This is a genomic window from Streptomyces tamarix, from assembly GCF_032423885.1.
Taxonomy (GTDB): domain Bacteria; phylum Actinomycetota; class Actinomycetes; order Streptomycetales; family Streptomycetaceae; genus Streptomyces; species Streptomyces tamarix.
Genome location: NZ_JAWCTQ010000039.1, coordinates 1 through 18,264, shown reverse-complemented (window position 1 = coordinate 18,264; position 18,264 = coordinate 1). Strand labels below are relative to the sequence as shown.

The 18,264-nt window shown below is 75.3% G+C and carries 12 protein-coding genes; 5 read left to right on the top strand and 7 right to left on the bottom strand.

The window, feature by feature from the left end; genetic code table 11:
- Positions 1 to 39: 39 nt before the first annotated feature.
- The gene (locus RND61_RS25020) at positions 40 to 1,539 is read left to right on the top strand and encodes an FAD-binding oxidoreductase (protein WP_315880343.1); all 1,500 of its coding nucleotides are present in this window, start codon (positions 40 to 42) and stop codon (positions 1,537 to 1,539) included.
- A 440-nt stretch (positions 1,540 to 1,979) separates the two neighbouring features.
- Here RND61_RS25020 and RND61_RS25015 read toward each other — a convergent pair whose 3' ends face one another.
- Positions 1,980 to 3,452, bottom strand: a complete 1,473-nt coding sequence (locus RND61_RS25015) for an MFS transporter (protein WP_315880342.1) — start codon at positions 3,450 to 3,452, stop codon at positions 1,980 to 1,982.
- Between the two features lie 393 nt (positions 3,453 to 3,845).
- Between RND61_RS25015 and RND61_RS25010 the strand changes: the two genes are divergently transcribed.
- From RND61_RS25010 to RND61_RS25000, 3 genes are read left to right on the top strand one after another with little or no spacing between them, the layout of a single operon-like run.
- A complete protein-coding gene (locus RND61_RS25010) occupies positions 3,846 to 4,094 on the top strand; it encodes a hypothetical protein (protein ID WP_315880341.1) in 249 nt (82 codons plus the stop codon).
- Positions 4,091 to 6,424, top strand: a complete 2,334-nt coding sequence (locus tag RND61_RS25005; protein ID WP_315880340.1) for a heavy metal translocating P-type ATPase — start codon at positions 4,091 to 4,093, stop codon at positions 6,422 to 6,424. The genes RND61_RS25010 and RND61_RS25005 overlap by 4 nt, the downstream gene beginning before the upstream one ends.
- Complete coding sequence (locus tag RND61_RS25000; protein WP_315880339.1) at positions 6,421 to 6,921, top strand: copper chaperone PCu(A)C; 501 nt, start codon at positions 6,421 to 6,423, stop codon at positions 6,919 to 6,921. Before RND61_RS25005 ends, RND61_RS25000 begins: the two co-directional genes overlap by 4 nt.
- A gap of 1 nt (position 6,922) precedes the next feature.
- Here the strand turns inward: RND61_RS25000 and RND61_RS24995 are convergent, their stop codons facing one another.
- The 6 genes from RND61_RS24995 to RND61_RS24970 form a co-directional block, all read right to left on the bottom strand.
- Positions 6,923 to 7,912, bottom strand: a complete 990-nt coding sequence (locus tag RND61_RS24995) for an alpha/beta hydrolase (protein WP_315880338.1) — start codon at positions 7,910 to 7,912, stop codon at positions 6,923 to 6,925.
- A gap of 260 nt (positions 7,913 to 8,172) precedes the next feature.
- Positions 8,173 to 9,207, bottom strand: a complete 1,035-nt coding sequence (locus tag RND61_RS24990; RefSeq protein WP_315880337.1) for an NAD-dependent epimerase/dehydratase family protein — start codon at positions 9,205 to 9,207, stop codon at positions 8,173 to 8,175.
- Positions 9,198 to 9,698 carry a hypothetical protein gene (locus RND61_RS24985; RefSeq protein ID WP_315880336.1) on the bottom strand — a complete coding sequence of 167 codons (501 nt, stop codon included), beginning with the start codon at positions 9,696 to 9,698 and terminating at the stop codon, positions 9,198 to 9,200. The genes RND61_RS24990 and RND61_RS24985 overlap by 10 nt, the downstream gene beginning before the upstream one ends.
- A 1,039-nt stretch (positions 9,699 to 10,737) precedes the next feature.
- Entirely contained in the window at positions 10,738 to 12,093 is a 1,356-nt protein-coding gene (locus RND61_RS24980; RefSeq protein ID WP_315880335.1) for a cation:proton antiporter, read from the bottom strand.
- An 88-nt stretch (positions 12,094 to 12,181) separates the two neighbouring features.
- Positions 12,182 to 13,198 carry an isocyanide synthase family protein gene (locus RND61_RS24975; protein WP_315880334.1) on the bottom strand — a complete coding sequence of 339 codons (1,017 nt, stop codon included), beginning with the start codon at positions 13,196 to 13,198 and terminating at the stop codon, positions 12,182 to 12,184.
- A 100-nt stretch (positions 13,199 to 13,298) separates the two neighbouring features.
- Positions 13,299 to 14,618 carry a cytochrome P450 family protein gene (locus tag RND61_RS24970; protein ID WP_315880333.1) on the bottom strand — a complete coding sequence of 440 codons (1,320 nt, stop codon included), beginning with the start codon at positions 14,616 to 14,618 and terminating at the stop codon, positions 13,299 to 13,301.
- Between the two features lie 687 nt (positions 14,619 to 15,305).
- Between RND61_RS24970 and RND61_RS24965 the strand changes: the two genes are divergently transcribed.
- Positions 15,306 to 18,107: an ATP-binding protein gene (locus tag RND61_RS24965; protein ID WP_315880332.1), complete on the top strand. Its 2,802-nt coding sequence runs from the start codon at positions 15,306 to 15,308 to the stop codon at positions 18,105 to 18,107.
- Positions 18,108 to 18,264 lie beyond the last annotated feature (157 nt).

Sequence of the window (18,264 nt, the reverse complement as noted above, 5' to 3'; positions counted from 1 at the left end):
GTGCCGTCCAGGACGTTCCAGCAGAATGGTGAGGGTCGCATGGGACAGAACAGCAGGGCAGGCGACGAGCGAGCGGTCGCCCGATGGCGGGACATCGTGGGCGCCGACGCCGTCGCGGACGACGAGGCCACCCTGACGGCGGCCTCCCACAACACCTCGGCGTTCCCGTCACGCCGCGTGGTGGCCGTCCTGCGGCCCTCCGACCCCGACCAGGTCGCCCGGATCGTCCAGGTCGCCCGCGAGGAGAAGGTGCCGCTCCACCCGTACAGCACCGGCCGCAACTGGGGCCTCGGCTCCCGCCTCCCCGTACAGGACGGCTGCGCCCTGCTCGACCTGTCCGCGCTGAACCGCATCCGGGAAGTCGACACGACCGGCCGGTACGCCATCGTGGAACCCGGCGTCACCCAACTCCAGCTCGCCGACCACCTGGCCGCCCACGCCCCCGACCTGGTGGCCAACGTGACCGGCTCGTCCCCGCACTCCTCCGTCCTCGGCAACCTCCTGGAACGCGGAACGGGCTTCCGCCGCCACCGCGCCGACGAAGTACGCGGCCTGGAAGTCGTCCTCGGCACCGGACAGCGCATCCGCACCGGCCTGTGGGCCGGCGAGGGCACCCGCCAACTGCACCACTACGCACACGGCATCGGACCGCGGCTCGACGGACTGTTCCTCCAGTCGAACCTGGGCATCGTGACGGCCGCCGTCGTGGACCTGCTGCCCCGCCAGGAACACCTGCGCCTCCTGATGTTCACCCTCTCCGAAACGGCACTGCCCGGCGTGGTCGACGCGGTACGCGGACTGTTCCTGCGCGGCACCCTCCGATCCATCGTGCACATCTTCAACGACAAGCGGATCCTCGCCATGACGGACAGCGACCGCGTACCGACCTGGACGGGCGCCGTCGCCGTCGACGGCACGCAGGAACAGGTCGCCCTCGCCACCGCCGACGCCGAACGCACCCTGTCCGCCGCGGGCGCGACCGTACGGGTGATCGGCGCGGAAGACGCCGGGCAACCCGACGCCGACCCCATCGTCACCGCCATGTACGACGTGCACACCGGCCGGCCCACCACCGCGTTCCTGCACGGCCTGTACCAGTCGGTCCCCGGCAAGGAGACCCCCGCCGACCCGGACGTCCTCGACGGAACCACCGTCGGCTACCTCGCCTGCATGCCGGTCGCCGCCGTCGACGGACAGACCGTCGCGGACCTCGTGGCCACCATCGAGAAGACCTGCGCGGACCACGGCCTCGTCCCGGCCATCGCCGTGAACCCCACCGGACCCGACTACCTGGAATCCGTCGTCAACCTGTACTTCGACCGCACCGACCCCGAACAGGAAGAATCCGCGCGGGCCTGCAACACCGAACTCCACCGGCGACTGTACGAAGACGGCTTCCGGTTCTACCGCGTCGGCGTCGAGACGATGGAAACGCTCACCACGTGGGACACCGCACCGTGGGAAGCGATCGGGCTGCTCAAGGACGCCCTGGACCCGGACGGCATCCTCTCCCCCGGACGGTACGCGCGGGTTTTCTAGGCTCGTTCCGCCTCCGGGGCGCGCACCCTTTTTTGGGCTCGTTCCGCCTCCGGGGCGCTTTGAGCGGGTGTCGGGAGGGCGAACATGCTCAGCGCTCCGCGCCTGCGCGTGATCGCCCTCCCGACACCCGCGCGCCCCTTCGGCTCCACGAGCGGCCCACGGGGCACCCTTCCCCTCCCGGCCCGCAGGGTCTTCGGGTCCCACGAGTCGCGCGCGGCCATCCTTCCGGCGCCCGCGCGCCCCTCCGGCCCTGTACGGCCCAGGGGGGTACCCTCCCCCTCCCGGCCCGCAGGGTCTTCGGGTCCCACGAGTCGCGCGCGGCCGCCCTTCCGGCGCCCCCGTGCCCCTCCGGCCCTACGCGCGGCACATGGAGGCGTCCTCCCCCCTCCCGGCCCGTGCGTCCCTTCGGTCCCGTGAGGGGGCGTGGGCGGGGGTCGGGATCAGCGTGTCGCCGGTTCCTGCGCCGGGGTCGGGGTCCCGGCCGGGGTCTCGGGCGGGGGGCCGGGACGGGTGCGGCGGCGCGTGACGAGGAGCAGGACGCACAGCCAGGCGGCGCTCGCGGAGATCACCAGTCCGTACCGGGCGCCGTCCGCGCCGCCCGCCAGGCCCCACGCGGCACCGGCCAGCGCCGGGCCCATCGCGAAGCCGAGGCTCCGGGAGAGCTGTACCAGCGACCCGGCGACACCCACGGCACGGGGCGGCGCGGCCGTCATCACGAGCGTCTGCGTCGGCCCGCCGTACAGGCCCATGCCGGCACCGGCGAGGGCGAGCCGCCAGGCGACGTCGGCCTGCGTCCAGTGGTCGCCGTTCAGGGCGAGCAGGGTGAGGCCGACAGCGGTCACACAGGCGCCGGTGATGGCGGTGGGGCGCGGCCCGTACCGGTCGGCGAGACGCCCGCCGAGCGGCCCCATCAAGCCCATGGCCAGCGGGAACGCGAGGACGGTGAGGCCGGTCGCGGTCGCGGAGAGGCCACTGTCGCTCTGCAGCCGCAGGGCGACCACGTAGTGCATGGCCGCGAACCCGGCGGCCAGCGCGAACACCGCGCCGTACACCCCGGCCACCCCCGACGCGCGGACCACGTCGAGGACCGGGCGGGCGGCGGGGCGGCGCGACCACCACACGAGGGGCGGTACGGCGGCGAGGCCCAGCAGCAGCCAGGCGGGCACCTCGGGTGCCAGGGTGAGGCCGAGGAGCAGCGCGGCGACGGCGCCGCCGACGAGCGCGGCGTCCGCCAGGGGCTGCCGGCCCGGCGCGACGAGCCCGCCGCGCCGGGGCAGGACGCGGGCCACGACGAACAGGGCGACCAGGCAGACGGGCAGCTTGACGAGCAGGACCGCCCGCCAGCCGAACGCGTCCAGCAGGACACCGCCGACGGCGGGCCCGGTGACGGCGCCCAGCGGGCCGAGCGTCGCGGGCACGCTCATCGCGCGCCCGCGCAGCGACGGCGGCACGGCGCGCATCACCAGAACGGGCATGAGGACGAACAGGAGGGCGCCGAAGGTGCCCTGGGCGATCCGGGCGACGGCGAGCCAGGCCATCCACGGGGCGAGCGCGGCGAGCAGCCCGCACAGCGAAAAACCGGATATCGCCAGCAGCAGCGCCGAACGCAGCCCCACACCGCCGCCCCCGCCACCCCGGCCGCCGTCCAGCCAACGGCCGGCGGGCAGCAACAGGGACACGACGGCGAGCTGGTAGCCGAGGACCGCCCACTGCGCCATCGACGGGGAGACGTCCAGGTCGGTGGATATGGTGGCCAGCGCGATATTGACGACGTTCATATCGAGCATTGCCGTGAACGACAGGGCACCCGCGATGGCGACCAGGATCCACGGACTGCGGCCACCCGTTAACGGGTTCTCCGGCTTGCCCTGCTTCTCCGACCCTGGTGCGACACCCTGTTCGTCGTGCGGCATTGCCCGTTCCTTTCGTGTCCGCCGTACGGCGGGTTCCATCCTCATAGTCGCAGGTGGCAGGTGGCGAGTTCCCCGGCTTTTCGGGACACGGCGGCCGGAAACCGGCGTCCTTCGGAGACAGTTGGCCGGAAAAACGGCGGAGACTTTCTCCAAGTAGTCGGCCCGCGGCCCGCACGGGTTCCCGGCGCGGAACGGGAGAATGCTCACGTGTGGTGTCCCCGCCGTGACGGGTGGATTCCGTGGCTTTTCGTGCCAGCATGAGAGTCCGGGCCGCGGGAAATCATCACCTCCCTCCGGCGGCCCGTCCCTTGTCGGCCCGTCAGCCGCGTGTCCGGGCCATCCCCCGTACCGGGAGTCGTGGCTGACGGGCGCTTGTTTCAGGAGCGGAACATCATGAAGGATGCTCGGCCCGGACAGGCCGCGCCCGACCGCCCGAGCGCCGCGACGCGCGGGCCGCTGCTGGGCCTGAGCGGGTTCCTGGCGCTGCTCGTGGCCCTGCTCGCGGTGTCGTACGCCGTCGGAACGCTCGCCGGGCCCGTCGCCCCCGGCCTCCACCCCGGAGACAGCCGCCCCGCCGAGACGACCGGCGGGGGCGGCGGGATGGACATGGGTGGCATGGACATGGAGGAGATGAGCCGATGACCGCGCCCGGACCCGTGGCCTCCGCCACGGTCACCACCGACCTCGCCATCGGCGGCATGACGTGCGGGGCGTGCGTCGCCCGCGTCGAGAAGGGGCTCGCGAAGCTGGAGGGCGTGGTGGCGTCGGTCAACCTCGCCACCCACACCGCCCGGGTCACGCACCCGCCGACGTACACCGTCCCCGACCTCGTCGCCGCCGTCGAGCGCTCCGGCTTCACCGCCGAGCCGCCGGCCCCGCCGAAGGCCGAGGAGGAGTCGGAGGCCGCCCGGCAGGAGCGCCGCGACCAGGAGGCCGCCGCCGAGGAGGCCGCGCAGCGGCAGCGGATGTGGGTGACCGTCGCGCTCTCCGTGCCCGTCCTGGCCCTCTCCATGATCCCCTCTCTGCAGTTCAGCAACTGGCAGTGGCTGTGCTTCGCGCTGACCGCGCCCGTCGTCTTCTGGAGCACCTGGCCGTGTCACGTGAAGGCGGTGCGGGGGCTGCGGCACGCGGCGTCCACGATGGACACGCTGGTCTCCCTCGGCACGATCGCGGCGTTCGCCTGGTCGACGTACGCGCTGTTCCTCGGCGGCGCCGGCGTGCCGGGCATGACGATGCCGTTCAGCCTGCTGCCCTCCCCGTCGGCGGACGTCGCGCACGTCTACCTGGAGGCGGCCGTCGCCGTACCGATGTTCGTGCTGACCGGGCGGTACCTGGAGGCGCGCGCCAAGCGCGGCACGGGCGCCGCGCTGCGGTCTCTGGCCGAGCTGGCCGCGAAGGACGTGGCGGTGCGCTGCGAGAAGTCGGGGCGCGAGCGGCGCGTCCCGGTGGACCAGCTCCGCGTCGGCCAGGTCTTCGTCGTACGGCCCGGGGAGAAGGTCGCCACGGACGGCGTGGTCGTCGAGGGCAGCTCGGCGCTCGACCTGTCGCTGGTGACCGGCGAGAGCGACCCCGTCGAGGTGGGCCCCGGCTCCCCCGCCGTCGGTGCCGCCGTCAACGCGGGCGGGCTGCTGCTCGTCCGGGCGACGGCGGTCGGCGAGGACACGCAACTGGCCCGCATCACCAGGCTGGTGACGAACGCGCTCGCCGGCAAGGCCAGGGCGCAGCGCGTCGCCGACCAGGTCGCCGGGGTGTTCGTGCCGGTCGTGCTGGCGTTGGCGGTGACGGTGCTGGGCTTCTGGCTGGGCGCCGGGGCCGACGCGCAGGTCGCAGTGACGGTCGCCGTGGCCGTACTGGTCGTCGCCTGCCCGTGCGCGCTGGGCCTCGCCACGCCGACGGCGCTCCTCGCCGCCACCGGGCGCGGCGCCCAGTTGGGCATCCTCGTCAGCGGACCGCGCGCCCTGGAGACCCTGCGCAACGTCGACACGGTCGTCCTCGACAAGACCGGCACGCTGACGACGGGCAAGCTGAAGGTCACCGGCGTCACCCCGCTGAGCGGGGCGCACCGCGACGACGAGCGGCGCGAGGTGCTGCGGCTCGCCGGCGCCGTGGAGCAGGGCTCCGACCACCCGCTGGGCCGGGCCGTCGTCGCGTACGCCCGCCGGACGCTCGGCGAGGACGCCCTGCCGCGGGTCGACGACTTCGCCTCCACGACCGGGGTCGGTGTCGCCGGCCGGGTCGACGGGCGGCGCGTCGAGGTGTGCGCGCCCGGCGACGAGGTGCTGCCCGAGCCGCTGGCCGGGGCGCTCACCGCCGCCGAGGAGGCCGCGCACACGCCGGTCCTCGTCAAGGTGGACGGCACGACGCAGGCCGTGATCGCGCTGGGCGACACGCTGCGGCCGGGCGCGTACCGGGCCGTGGAGCGGATGCGCAGGCTGGGCCTGCGGCCCGTCCTGGCCACCGGTGACCGGGACGCCACCGCCCGCGCCGTCGCGGCGGAGCTCGGCATCCCGGAGGCGGACGTCCACGCCCGCTGCACGCCCGAGGACAAGGCGGCGCTGGTCGCCGGGTTGAAGGCGGAGGGCCGCCGGGTCGCCGTCATCGGCGACGGCGTCAACGACACGGTCGCCCTGGCCGGCGCGGACCTGGGCATCGCCATGGGCGGCGGTACGGACGCGGCGATCGGCGCGGCGGACGTGACGCTGGTCCGGGAGGACATCGAGGCCGTCGCGGACTCCGTGATGCTGGCCCGCCGCACGCTCGGCACGATCCGGATGAACCTGGTGTGGGCCTTCGGGTACAACGTCGTCACCATCCCGCTGGCGGCGACCGGCTGGCTCAACCCGATGGTGGCGTCGGCCGCCATGTCGGTGAGCTCCGTCATCGTCGTCACCAACAGCCTGCGGCTGCGCGGCTGGCAGCCGAGGCGCCCGTCGGGGAACGCGCGCCGCCGCGTTTCGGAGGCACGCGCATGAGGGCCCTGCGGGACCGGGTCGAGCGGGTCGTGCCCGCGCTGTCCGCCGTCGTGGCGAGCGCGCTCGCACTCGGCGGGCTCACCGCCTGGACGGCGGCGGGCGCGGCGGGCTCCCCGGCGGAGCTGGAGGTCACCCACGCGCGGCTCCTCCAGCCGTTCCCGGGGCGGGAGAGGACGGCGGTCGTCTTCACCGTGGTGAACTCCGGCAACGCCGACGACCGGCTGACGTCCGTGACCTCCCCGGCGATCAGCGAGGCGATGCTGTCCCGGGACGCGGACGCGGGCGAGGCGGCGGCCCGGATGCAGATGATCGCCTCCGTGGAGGTGCCGGCGCGGGGCACGCTGGAGATGACGCCGTACGGCACGGACGTGATGGTGGAGCTGCGGGCCCCGGTGGAGCTGGGCCAGCGGATCCCGTTCACCCTGCGCTTCGAGCAGAGCGGCCCCGTCACCGTGGAGGCCCTGGTGGTCCGCCACACGGAGTGGGCCGCCCGCTGACCTACAGGGCGAGCCTCGCCCCGTACGGGACGCGTGCCCCCGCCGTGCCCTCGCGTTCCTCCCCCGTGGCCGTCGCCCAGGGGTGCCTCCCGGCGGGGTAGCCGTCCATGCCGGACGGGACCGGCCGGGGGACGCGGGCCAGGAGGTCCTCGAAGAAGGTGAGGGCGCGGCGGTGGTAGGCCGCCGCCGCCCACCCCAGGCTGATGCGGTGCCCCGCGGCCGGCTGCCGCGCCACCTGGACGCGTTCCGCCGCGGTGAAGTGGGCGGTCAGTTCCGCCAGGGCCTCCGCGTCGTGGCGCCAGCACGCCTCGTGTTCGGCGAACGTCAGCCGCACCGGCACCGTCGTCCGCGCCGCCACGGCCGGGAAGTCGCGGGGCCAGCGGGCCGCCTCGGCCGCCTCGACGGCGGGCGGGTCGCACATCAGGTCGACGCCCGCGGCGAGCGTGCCGGGCGGGTAGAGGCTGGGCGGCCCCCACGTCGAGCGCGGGTCCCGCGGGCCGTCCACGGGGCAGCCCTCCGGGGTGGGGCCGGAGGCGTAGCGGTGGCCGCACCCGGAGAGGTCCAGGCCGACGAGCCGCTCGTGGAAGCCCCGTGCGGCCGCCGTCAGCGCGACCTGCCCGCCGAACGAGTGCCCGAGGAGGAGCACGCCGTCGCCGAGCGCGTGCCGGGCGGCGAAGTCGGCGAACGCCGCCCGGATCAGGTCCGCTTGTTCGACGCGGTCCGCGCCGTCCGGCAGGTGGGGCGCGGACGCCCCGTAGCCGGGGCGGTCGACGGCCAGCACGGTGAAGCCGAGGCGTGCCCCGAGGGCCAGCAGGGACACGCTCGGGTGCGCCCTGCCGTCGAAGTAGCCCGCGGACATCCCCCCGCCGTGCAGCGCGAAGACCGTTCCCCTCGGCTCGTCCGCCGGCTCGGCGAGCAGGCCGGAGAGCGTCAGGCCACCGGCGTCCAGCGCGACGCGCACGGCCGCTCGGGGCGGGGGTGTGGGGGGCATGGGTCCTCCTGTTCTCGATGGTGGGTGGAGAGGTGGGGCCCCCGGTCCCCGGAGGCGCACGGCGCCCGGGGCGGGGCGGGCCGGGAGCGTGCGCGCCCGGACTCCGGCGCGGTGTCCGCGCGCCGTCGGGGAGTCGGGCCGTCCGGCGGACACCCGCCGGTGGGCGGGGACACTCCCGGTACGGGGGTGGGGGCCATGGCCGGCCGCGGCGACCGGCCGGGCGGGCCGCGCGGCACGGGGCCGCGGCAGCGCGGCGGCGGTCACGCCGCGCCCCCCGCGACCCGCTCCCCCCGGGCCCGGTTCGCGCGTTCCGCCTCGTCGGCCAGGTGGTCGACGGTGCGGCGCAGCGCCTCGGGGAACGGGGTGGCGGGCGCCCAGCCGGTGACGGCGCGGAACGCGGACGCGTCGACGGTGACGCTGACGAGGTCGCCGGGCTCGGCGTGCGCGGGCGGCGGGGCGGACACGACCGGCACGGGCGGCTTGCCGGTGCGGTGCGAGACGAGGACGGCGACCTGCTGGAGGACCGGGCCCAGGGGGCGGCCCTCGCCGGTGCCGAGGAGCCAGTGGCGGCCGGCGAGGGCCTCGGCGTGGTCGACGCCGGCGACGACGGCGCGCGCCAGGTCGTCGATGTACAGCAGGTCGCGGCGGACGGAGTCGTCGTACCACAGGGTGATGGGGTCGCCGGCGAGGGCGCGGCGGGTCATGGCGGAGACGACGCCCCGGTCGTGGGCGGTGGACCCGGGGCCGTACCCGAAGACGGTGGGCAGCCGCAGGGACGTGCCGCACAGGACGCCGCGGGCGGTCGCGTCGAGGAGGGCGCGTTCGGCGGCGAGCCTCTGCCGGTCGTGGGCACCGGCCGGGCGGTCGTCCTCGGTGCCGTCGAGCACGTCCTTGCCGGTGGGTCCCGCCTGGGAGACGGCGCCGGTGAAGACGACCTTCGGCAGGGGGCCGGAGGCGCGGGCGGCGAGGGCGGCGACGAGGTCGCGGGCGAGGCCGACGTCGACGCGTTCGGCGGCGGTGTCGCCGTCCCCGGCGAGCCGGGCGGCGGGGGCGGCGCTGTGGAGGGCGGCGAGGACGACGACGTCCGCGTCGGCGACGGCGGCGGCCATCTCTCCGGGTTCGGTGAGGTCGGCGGCGCGCACCTCGATGTCGGCGCGGGCGCCGGGGGGCACGGGGGCGGGACGGCGGGACACGGCGCGTACCCGCACGGGCCGGGCGGCGAGTTCGCGGAGCACGGCGGAGCCGATGAAGCCGGTGGCGCCGAGGAGCGCGATCCGGGGCGGGTTCACTGCCACAGTGCCTCCTCCGTCTTCCGGCAGGTGCCGTACTCGGGCAGCGGGCCCCGCCCGCGCGTCCCGGTGGGGGCCGGGGCGGCGGCGTCCCGCCCGGACCGGGTGAGGCCGTGGCCGCCGGGGGCGGGCAGGGCCCGGCGGGTGCCGCCGTCCGGCTCGGCACCCGGCTTGCCGCCCGGCTCGGCGGCCCCGCGGCGGCCGAACGCGGGGAACCCGGCGCGCGGGTCGACGCGGTGGCCGTGGACGCGGCGGCGGGGGTGGTGGCAGTGGACGGTCTCGGCGCGGCCGGGCGGCGCGGCCGGGCGGTGGGGGCCGTACGGCACTCCGCGCACCGCGGGGCGGTGGCTGGTGGCGCGGACGGGGGACGGGGGCCCGCCGCGGGCGCCGGTGAGCGGGACGTCCTGGTACGGCGAGGTGAACGGCCCGCGGTGGTCGCGGGGGACGGGCGGCGTGGACGCGAACGCGCCCCCGGTGCCCGGGCTCTCTGCCTGCACGGTGCTCACTCCCTTCCGGTGGAGGTGGCGGTCACGGTCCGGCGGTCACGTCGCACGGGGTGCCGACGACGCGGTCCTGGAGGTCTTCGGGCGGTGCCGGGCGCACGGGCGGCGGGGACATCCCGCCGGTGCTTCCGGTGACGGGCGGCGGCCCGGGCTCCCGGCCGGGGTCGGGGAGCCGGGCGGAAACGGGGTTCGCGTACGGGCCGCGGACGGACGGCGGCGGGCGCGGTGCAGCGGGCCTCGTGGGCTTCTGCCTCGCCGTCGCGGCGCGGGCGGTGGGCGGCTCGGCGGCGGGGTGGGGTCGGTGCCGCCGTCGACGGGTCGGGCGGCGGGCGGTTCGGCGGCGGGGTGGGCGGCCGTGTCGTGGCCGGGCAGTGACCCCCGTCGCCGCGGACGGGAGCGGGCCGGGCGTGGGCGGCCGGCGGGTCGGCCCGGTCGCCGTCGCGGGTCGGGGTGCCGAGGACGCACGGGCCCGGGGCGACCGGGCCGAAGGCGTACGGACAGGGGGCGTACGGGCCGGGGGCGATCGGGGGCGGAGTGGGATCCGGTGGGTTTCCCCTCCGGACGGGGCGCCCCTCGGGGCCGGTCCCTCCGACGCCGTACCGCGCGGTTTGCCCCGTACGGCGCGGGGCCGGGGCGGAGCCGCCGTCCGGGAGGCGCTGGAGGCCCGGCCGCCTCACCCGGCGCGGCGGCGCGGCGGCGCCCCGGCTCCCGGTGGTGCCGTCCGGCGCGGGCGCGGGCGGCGGGTGGGAGGTCGTCGGCCCGCCGCGGGCCGGCGGCCCCTCGGGGACGTTCGGGGCGACGGGGTGCGGACGGGTGCCGCCGCCGACCAGGACGGCTCCCTCCGGCCTCCGCCCCCTTCCGGTGCCGCGACGATCACGAACCCGGCCCGGTCGCGGACCAGGCTCGATCACGGACCCAGCCACGGACCCGCCCCAGCCACGGGCCAGGCCCGGTCACGAATCCGGCCCAGCCACAGACCCGACCACGGGCCCGCCCCAGCCACGGACCCGGCCCGGTCACGGACCCGGCCCGGTCACGGGTCGGCGGTGGTGCTGGGCGCCGGGGCCGCCTGGGCGGGCCGCGTCTGCGCCAGGAAGCGGTGGCCGCGCAGCTCCTCCTCCGCGGTCTGCTCGACGCGGTTCATGGCCAGGCGCAGCAGAGGGGGCGCCATCAGGGAGGTGAGGACGGCGACGAGGACGACGATCGAGTACATCTCCACGGTGAGCAGGCCCAGCCGGACGCCGATCAGGGCGATGATCACCTCGATGACGCCGCGGGCGTTGATCCCGGCGCCGAGGGCGAGCGACTCCCAGCGGTTCATGCGGGTGGTGAGCCCGCCGAGGAAGGCGCCGAGGAACTTGCCGACGACGGCGACGGCGAACACCGCGAACCCCCACAGGGCGACCTCGGGGTCGACGAGCGACGTGAGGTCCATGCGCAGTCCCGCGGTCGCGAAGAACAGCGGCGCGAGGACGGACATGACCGTCGTGTTGAGGGGGGCGAGGGACACCGTGTCGAACTGCTCGGTCCCGCCGATGAGGATGCCGCACAGGAAGGCGCCGAGGGCGGCCTCCAGGCCGAGGGCGTGGGTGCCCGCGGCGGACAGCATCATCAGGACGACGGCGGTGACGACGGGCAGGCCGGGCACGTCGGCGCGGGCGGAGGCGCGCATCGCGGCGCCGACGAGGTACCGGCCCACGGTCGCGGTGGCGAGGACGAGCAGGCCGACCTCGCCGAGCGTGGTGAGGACCTCCCCGGCGTAGAGGCCGGTGGTGGCCATGGCGGCGATCAGGGACAGCAGGATCCAGCCGACGGCGTCGTCGATGGTGACCGCCACCAGGATCATCTGGCCGACGTCCCGGTGGATGAGCTTCATGTCGATGAGCGTGCGGGCGATGACGGGGATGGCGCTGACGCACATCACGACGCCGACGAAGAGCGCGAAGACGGTGTGGTCGGCGCCCGGGGCGCGCAGCTGGGCGGGGAGCAGGAAGCCGAGCCCCGCGCCGAGGACGAGGGGGACGAGCAGCCCCGCGGCGCCCACCCCGGCCGCACGGGCCCCCTGTCTGCGGACGAGCTTGAGGTCCAGGTGGATGCCGCTGAAGCCGACGAGGAGGATGACGCCGAACTGGCCGACCGCGTCGAGGAGGTGCATGTGCTCGGTGCTCTGCGGGAACAGCCAGTTCCCGACGCCGGGGGCCACGTGGAACAGCAGGGACGGACCGAGGAGCACCCCGGCCGTCAGCTCCCCGACGACCGCGGGCATGCCGAGGCGCTCGGCGAGGCGCCCGAGGAGCAGCGCGAACAGCAGCAGCACGCCCACCTGGAGCAGCAGCACCATCAGGGCGTGGCTGGGGAGGGGCTCGACCACCGAGGCGGCCACGGGCATGAGCGGTACTCCTTTCCGTACGACGTCTCGGGCGCGCGGCCCGGCCGGCGTGACGCACGGGTCACGCCGGCCGGGCCGCGGTGACGCGTCAGGCCGCCGCGGCGGAGGGGGTGCCGGTCTCGACGTCGGTGTCGGTGCCCGCGCCGCTGCCGTCACCGATCGCCTCGAAGTGGCTGGGCCGGCCGTCCTGGTGGACCTCCCGGCCGAGCTTCTCGGCGTCCCGGCGGTGCATCAGCTCCCAGGTGCCGTCCGTGTGGTGCAGCAGGACGGCGTGCCACGGCGTGGTCCACGCGTCGGCGGCGCCGAGGAGGCGGATGCCGAACTTGACCGAGCCGCGGTTCTGCGGGTGGATGGAGAGCCGGACGTTGCGCGGATAGCTCTCGGCGATCAGCTCGCTCCAGGCGCGGCTGCGGAGGATGACCTCGTACGCGCGGCGGCGGCAGTCGCGCTGCAGGGCGGAGCGGGAGCCCTCCCAGCCGGCGGTGTCCTCGACGAGGAAGCGGGTGATGCCGCGGTACATGCGCAGGGACGCCTCGTCCTCGCGCACCTCGGCGCGCAGTTCCTCCAGGGTCGGGCCGAGGGTCTCGGCGGCCTTCTTGCGCTTCTCGTCGTACGTCAGGTCGGGGCCGTACACGTCGCGCAGGTCGAAGGTGTCGAGGTGGTCGGCGAGGCCCTCGGCGTGGATCATGTCGAGCACCGCGTCGTTGTACGCGTCGATGTGCTCGTCGGGCACGCGGATGACGTCGCCGAAGATGTGGCCGTCGGAGCAGATCAGGACCTTCGCGCCGGGCTCGTAGACCTTCTCGATGTCGGCGCACAGCGAGTCGAGGAAGCGCAGGGCGAGCCGCTCGCCCTGGTCCGGGAGGTGGCCGAAGACCTTGTCCGTGTTGGGCGACTTGCACGGGAAGCCCGGCAGGCTGAAGATGACCCGCTCGTTCTTGGCGACGAAGTCGGCTATCTGACTGAGCTGCTCGGGGAAGTCGTCGGGGGTGTCGAGATGGGTGTCGGGCTCCACGGTGCGTCGGTGCGGGAGGAGGAGCCGCACGATCTCCTTGCTGATGCGCTCGACCTCGGGCGTCAGGGCGGTGGTGGCGGACTCGGGCATGGGTGATCGGCTCGCTTCCGTGAGTCGTGGTGCGGGAGGAGTGGTCCGGGGGAAGACGGCCCGGCGGGTTCCGCCGGGCACGGTTCGCGCGGTACGGCCGTCAGTGCCGTACGGGGCAGCCGCCGCGCGGGGCGTCGTCCGAGGGGCCGTAGGCGACGGGCAGTTCGTTGACGCCGCGCGCGAGGACGGCGCCCACCCAGACCAGGTCCTCGTCCGGGACGGCGAGGCGGATCTGGGGCAGCCGGGTGAGCAGCGCCCGGACGGCGATCTGGAGTTCGGCACGGGCGAGGGCGGCGCCGGGGCAGAAGTGGATTCCGTGCCCGAACGCCATGTGCGGGTTGGGCGAGCGGTCGAGGTCGAGGGTGTCGGCGTCGGGGAACCGCTCGGGGTCGCGGTTGGCGGCGCACAGCGACACGATGACCGAGTCCCCGGCCGGGACGGTGGTGCCGAAGAGTTCGGAGTCCTCGGCGAAGAACCGCCAGGTGGTGAGCTCGAAGGCGCTGTCGTAGCGCAGGAGTTCCTCGACGGCGCGGGCGAGCAGCGCCTGGTCGGCGTCGCTCATGTCGCCGCTGACGGCCTCCTGGAGCCGGCGCAGTTCGGCGGGGTGGCGCAGGAGGGCGATGAGGGCGGTGGTGATCTGGTTGGTGACGGGCTCCTGGCCGGCGACGAGGAGCTGGAAGACGATGGAGTCCTGCTCCTCCTTGGTGATCTGGCCGGCCTCGCAGGCGCGGACGAGCTTGGTGAGCAGGTCGTCCTCGGGGTGGGTGCGCTTGTGCTCGACGACCTCGGCGATGTAGTTCTGCAGGCCGCGCAGGCGCCCCTCGTACACCGGGCGCTGCGGGTCGGCGGGGCCGACGGGCTGGACGACCTTGCCCCAGTCGCGGTCGAAGCGGGCGGCGATCGGGTCGGGCAGGCCGATGACCTCGGCGAGGACGCGGAACGGGAAGTGCGCGGCGAAGGCGCCGACCACGTCGACCACCCCGCTCCCGGTGGCGTCGGCGGCGTCGGTGCCGGCCGCGCCGAGGGCGGCGTCGAGGAGCTCGGTGGCGATCTCCTCGAAGCGGGCGCGCTTCCGCTCGACGTTGCGGGGGGTGAACGCCTCGGTGACCAGCTTCCGCATCACGGTGTGCTTCGGCGGGTCCTGGTGCAGCAGGTGGACCTGGAGCTGGGAGTGCTGCGGCTCGGGCATGATCGCCGCGCGCTCGCGCCAGGCGCTGTTGCCGAGGTCGTGGTTCTTGCCGAGACGGTCGTCGGTGAGGGCGCTCTGCGCCGCCTCGTAGCCCGTGACCAGCCACGCGTTGACTCCGCTGGGGAAGTTGACCGCGTGGACGGGGCCCTCCTCGCGTAGCTTCCGGTACAGCGGGTACGGGTCGGTCTTGTACTCCTTGCCGTAGAGGGGCAGCGGTTCGGAACGCGGCATGGCGTGGTGCTTCCTTCCTGATGGGCAGACCGCTCCCGGGGGGCGAGCGGTGGTTCGCGGAACGCTGCACGCTCGGTCCGGCCGGGCGCGGGCACGCGGACGCACGCCCGGGCGCGTCGGAGCCTCGGGCGGCGGGGGTACGGGTCGGAGGTGGAGAAGGGGCGGTGGTACGCGGGGTGCGGCGGGCCGGCCTTTCGGGCGGGCCGTCGGTGGCGTCTCCGGGGGACCAACCGCTTGATCAGCGGGGTCGGTTGTGAACCGTCAACGCGTACAGGTCACCAACAGTGAGCGAGTATTCTTGGCCACTGGTCGACGTGTCAAGTTGGATCTGTTTGAACATCAACTCGTTCGATACTGACCGGAATTGATCAAAGAACTGTCCTAAATGACTGACGCTACCTCTGCGTTCATCCCATAGAGTGAGTTTCCATGATGGCCTCACGGGGGAGCGCTGTCCGGTTCAGCATTCTGGGCACGTTGGTGGTTTCGGTCGGAGAGCAGCAGCTCCCGCTGGGTGGCCCACGTGCCCGCGCGGTACTCGCCGCACTGCTACTGGAGGCCAATCGGCTCGTGCCGATTTCCCATCTGGTGGAAGCGGTGTGGGAACGCGTCCCGCCCGCGACGGCGGAACACCAGATTCGAAAGATCGTTGCCGATCTCCGTTCACGCATTCCTCACGCGCAGGAAATGATCCTCACCGACGGGCCGGGATACCGGATCGTCGTCGATGAGGACCAACTCGACCTCCTCCGCTTCGACAAGGCCCTCGACGAGGCCCGCCGCCACGCCACCGTCGACGGCGAGGTCGCCGCCCTGGAGGCCGCCCTCGCCCTGTACCGCGGCCGGGTCCTCCCCGACAGCCGCAGCCCCGTCCTCACCTCCGCCGCGGCGGCCCTGGAGGACCGCTACCTCGGCGCCCGCGAACGGCTCCTGGAGCTCCGCCTGGAGCAGGGCCGGGCCCACGACGCCGTCAGCGAGCTGATGCCGCTCGTCGCCGAGCACCCGCTGCGCGAGTCCCTGAGCGCCCTGCTGATGGTCGCCCTGTACCGGGTGGGCCGGCAGGCCGACGCGCTGCGCGTCTACCACGACCTGCGCAACCTGCTCGCCGAGCAGTTGGGCATCGACCCCAGCAGCGCCGTCAACTACCGCTACCAGCAGATCCTGCGCAACGAACCGGGCCTCGACACGCCTCCCGCCGCCCGCCGCGACCGGCCCGCCGCCCCGCCCGCCCCGGCGCCGCCGCCCCGCTCCCTCCCGCACGACCTGCCCGACTTCACCGGCCGCGAGGCCGAGCTGGAGCAGCTCCTCGCCCACGTCCCGCCCGCCCCCGGCGACCCCGCCGACGCTCCCGCCCCCCACCAGGCGGTACGGATCATCACCGTCGACGGGATGGCCGGCAGCGGGAAGACCGCCCTCGCCGTGCACGCCGCGCACCGCGTCGCCGACCGCTACCCGGACGGCCAGGTCTTCCTCGACCTGCACGGCTTCAGCCCGCACTGCGAACCCGTCGAACCGCGCGACGCGCTCGGCACGCTGCTGCGGGCCGTCGGCGTGCCCGCCGACCTCATCCCCGACGACCCGGCCGACCGCGAGAGCTTATGGCGCGGCACGACCGCCGACCGCCGCATGCTGCTCCTCTTCGACAACGTCGTCGCCTCGGACCAGGTACGCCCGCTCATCCCCGCCGGGCCGGGCTGCCTGGTCCTCGTCACGAGCCGCCCCCGCCTCGCCGGGCTGGACGGCGCCGTGCCGCTCCCCCTGCCGCTGCCCTCCCCCGCCGACGGGCTGGCGCTCCTCTCCCAGGTCCTGAGCCACCGGCGGGTCGCCGCCGAGCAGGAGGCCGCCGCCGAACTCGTCGCCCTGTGCGGCCGTCTGCCGCTGGCCCTGCGCATCGTCGCGTCCCGCCTCACCAACCGGCCCCACTGGTCCCTCGCGTACCTGGCCGGGCGGCTCCGCGAGGAATCCCTGCGCCTCGACGAGCTGACCGTCGAGCACCGCAGCGTCCGCAGCGCGCTCCACCTGTCGTACGCGGTCGTGTCACCCCGCCACCAGGAGCTGTTCCGGCTGCTGGGCGCGCACCCGGGCACGGACTTCGACCGGTACGCCGTCGCCGCCCTCGCCGGGCTCACCCCGCACGCGGCCGAGGCCCTGCTGGAGGACCTGCTCGACGCGCGGCTCCTCGTCCAGCACACCCCCGGCCGCTACACCTTCCACAGCCTGGTCCGCGCCCTCGCCCGGGAGGCCGCGGCCCACCAGCCGCACACCACCCGCGACACGCAACAGCGGCTCCTCGACCATTACCTGAGGGTCGCCGACGAGGCCGCCGGCCTGCTCGGGCCCCACCGGGAACGGCCCCACCACGAACGGCCTGCCCGGGAGCGGCCCCGCCCGGCGGATCCGCCGCACGCCCCCGCCGCCGTCCCGCCCCTGCGGGACGCGGCCGACGCGCTCGGCTGGTTCGAGGCGGAGCGGGCCAACCTGCTCGCCGCCCTCGCCCACGCCGAGGCGGTCGGACTCGACTCCCACGTCGCCCGCCTGCCCCTGGCCCTCGCCCCCTACCTGCACACGAGCGGCCACATCGAGGACGAGCTCGGCGTCCTGCGCAAGGCCGCGGCCGCCGCGCGCCGCCTCGGCGACCCCGCGCTGGAGGGTGCCGCGCTCACCGGCATGGCCGCGCCCTACGGCCACCTGGGGCGCGTCAAGGAGGGCCTGGAGTGCGCGCGGGAGGCGTTGTCCCTCGCCGAGCGGGCCGGGGACCGGGTCGGCGCGGCGTTCTGCCTCGGCCGGATCGGCGCCTTCCACAACGCCCTCGGCCAGTACGAGAACGCCATCGCCGCCCTGCACCGGGCCCTGGTGCAGCTGAGCCGCTCGGACGCGCACGACGAGGAGAGCGCCGTCCTGGTCTCCCTCGGCGAGGCGCAGGCCGCTCTCGGCCGGCACGCCGAGGCGCTCCAGACCAGCCGCCTGGTCGTCCTCCAGAGCCGGCAGAGCGGCGACGCGTACGGGGAACTCACGGGCCTGCTGGGCGAGGCCACCGCGTACGCCGGCGCCGGCCAGTTGGACACCGCCCTGGACCGGCTCGCCGAGGCGTCCGAACTGGCCCGGCACACCACGACCCCGGACGGCCAGGCGCCGATCCTCGCCCAGTACGCCGACGTCTACCGCCGCCAGGGCCGCCACCGCGAGGCCCTGCACGCCGGGCACGCCGCCCTCCAGTTGCTGCGCCGGGTCCGCCGCCCGGCCCTGACGGCGGCCGTCCACAACGTCATCGGCGCCGTCCACCGCGACCGCGGCGACTACGAGCGCGGGGAGGGCCACCACCAGCAGGCCCGCCGCCTCGCCCAGCAGGCCGGCCTGCGGCGCGAACTGGCCCTCGCCCTCGACGGCATCGCCCACGCCCGTGCCCACGGTGAGGACCCGCACGAGGCCAAGGAACACGAGCCGCGCGCCGAAGCCTTCTTGGCGCGTTCCGCCTCCGAAGCACGGTGAGCGAGCACCGGGGCGCCCCGGACCGGCAGGAGGAGCAGGAGGGGCGGTCGGGCGCCGGGAAGGCGGTCGGGCACCACTTGTAGGACCGGAAGACCCTGCGGGCCGGGAGGGGAAGGGCACCCCCCTGGACCGCTCGTGGAGCCGAAGGGGCGCGCGG

Bases quoted from the DNA above. Each gene is read 5' to 3' on its own strand.
- RND61_RS25020 (WP_315880343.1), top strand. From the start codon at position 40: ATGGGACAGAACAGCAGGGCAGGCGACGAGCGAGCGGTCGCCCGATGG.
- RND61_RS25010 (WP_315880341.1), top strand. From the start codon at position 3,846: ATGAAGGATGCTCGGCCCGGACAGGCCGCGCCCGACCGCCCGAGCGCC.
- RND61_RS24970 (WP_315880333.1), bottom strand. From the start codon at position 14,618: ATGCCGCGTTCCGAACCGCTGCCCCTCTACGGCAAGGAGTACAAGACC.
- RND61_RS24965 (WP_315880332.1), top strand. From the start codon at position 15,306: ATGATCCTCACCGACGGGCCGGGATACCGGATCGTCGTCGATGAGGAC.
- RND61_RS24980 (WP_315880335.1), bottom strand. From the start codon at position 12,093: ATGCCCGTGGCCGCCTCGGTGGTCGAGCCCCTCCCCAGCCACGCCCTG.
- RND61_RS25000 (WP_315880339.1), top strand. From the start codon at position 6,421: ATGAGGGCCCTGCGGGACCGGGTCGAGCGGGTCGTGCCCGCGCTGTCC.
- RND61_RS24995 (WP_315880338.1), bottom strand. From the start codon at position 7,912: ATGCCCCCCACACCCCCGCCCCGAGCGGCCGTGCGCGTCGCGCTGGAC.
- RND61_RS25015 (WP_315880342.1), bottom strand. From the start codon at position 3,452: ATGCCGCACGACGAACAGGGTGTCGCACCAGGGTCGGAGAAGCAGGGC.
- RND61_RS24975 (WP_315880334.1), bottom strand. From the start codon at position 13,198: ATGCCCGAGTCCGCCACCACCGCCCTGACGCCCGAGGTCGAGCGCATC.
- RND61_RS25005 (WP_315880340.1), top strand. From the start codon at position 4,091: ATGACCGCGCCCGGACCCGTGGCCTCCGCCACGGTCACCACCGACCTC.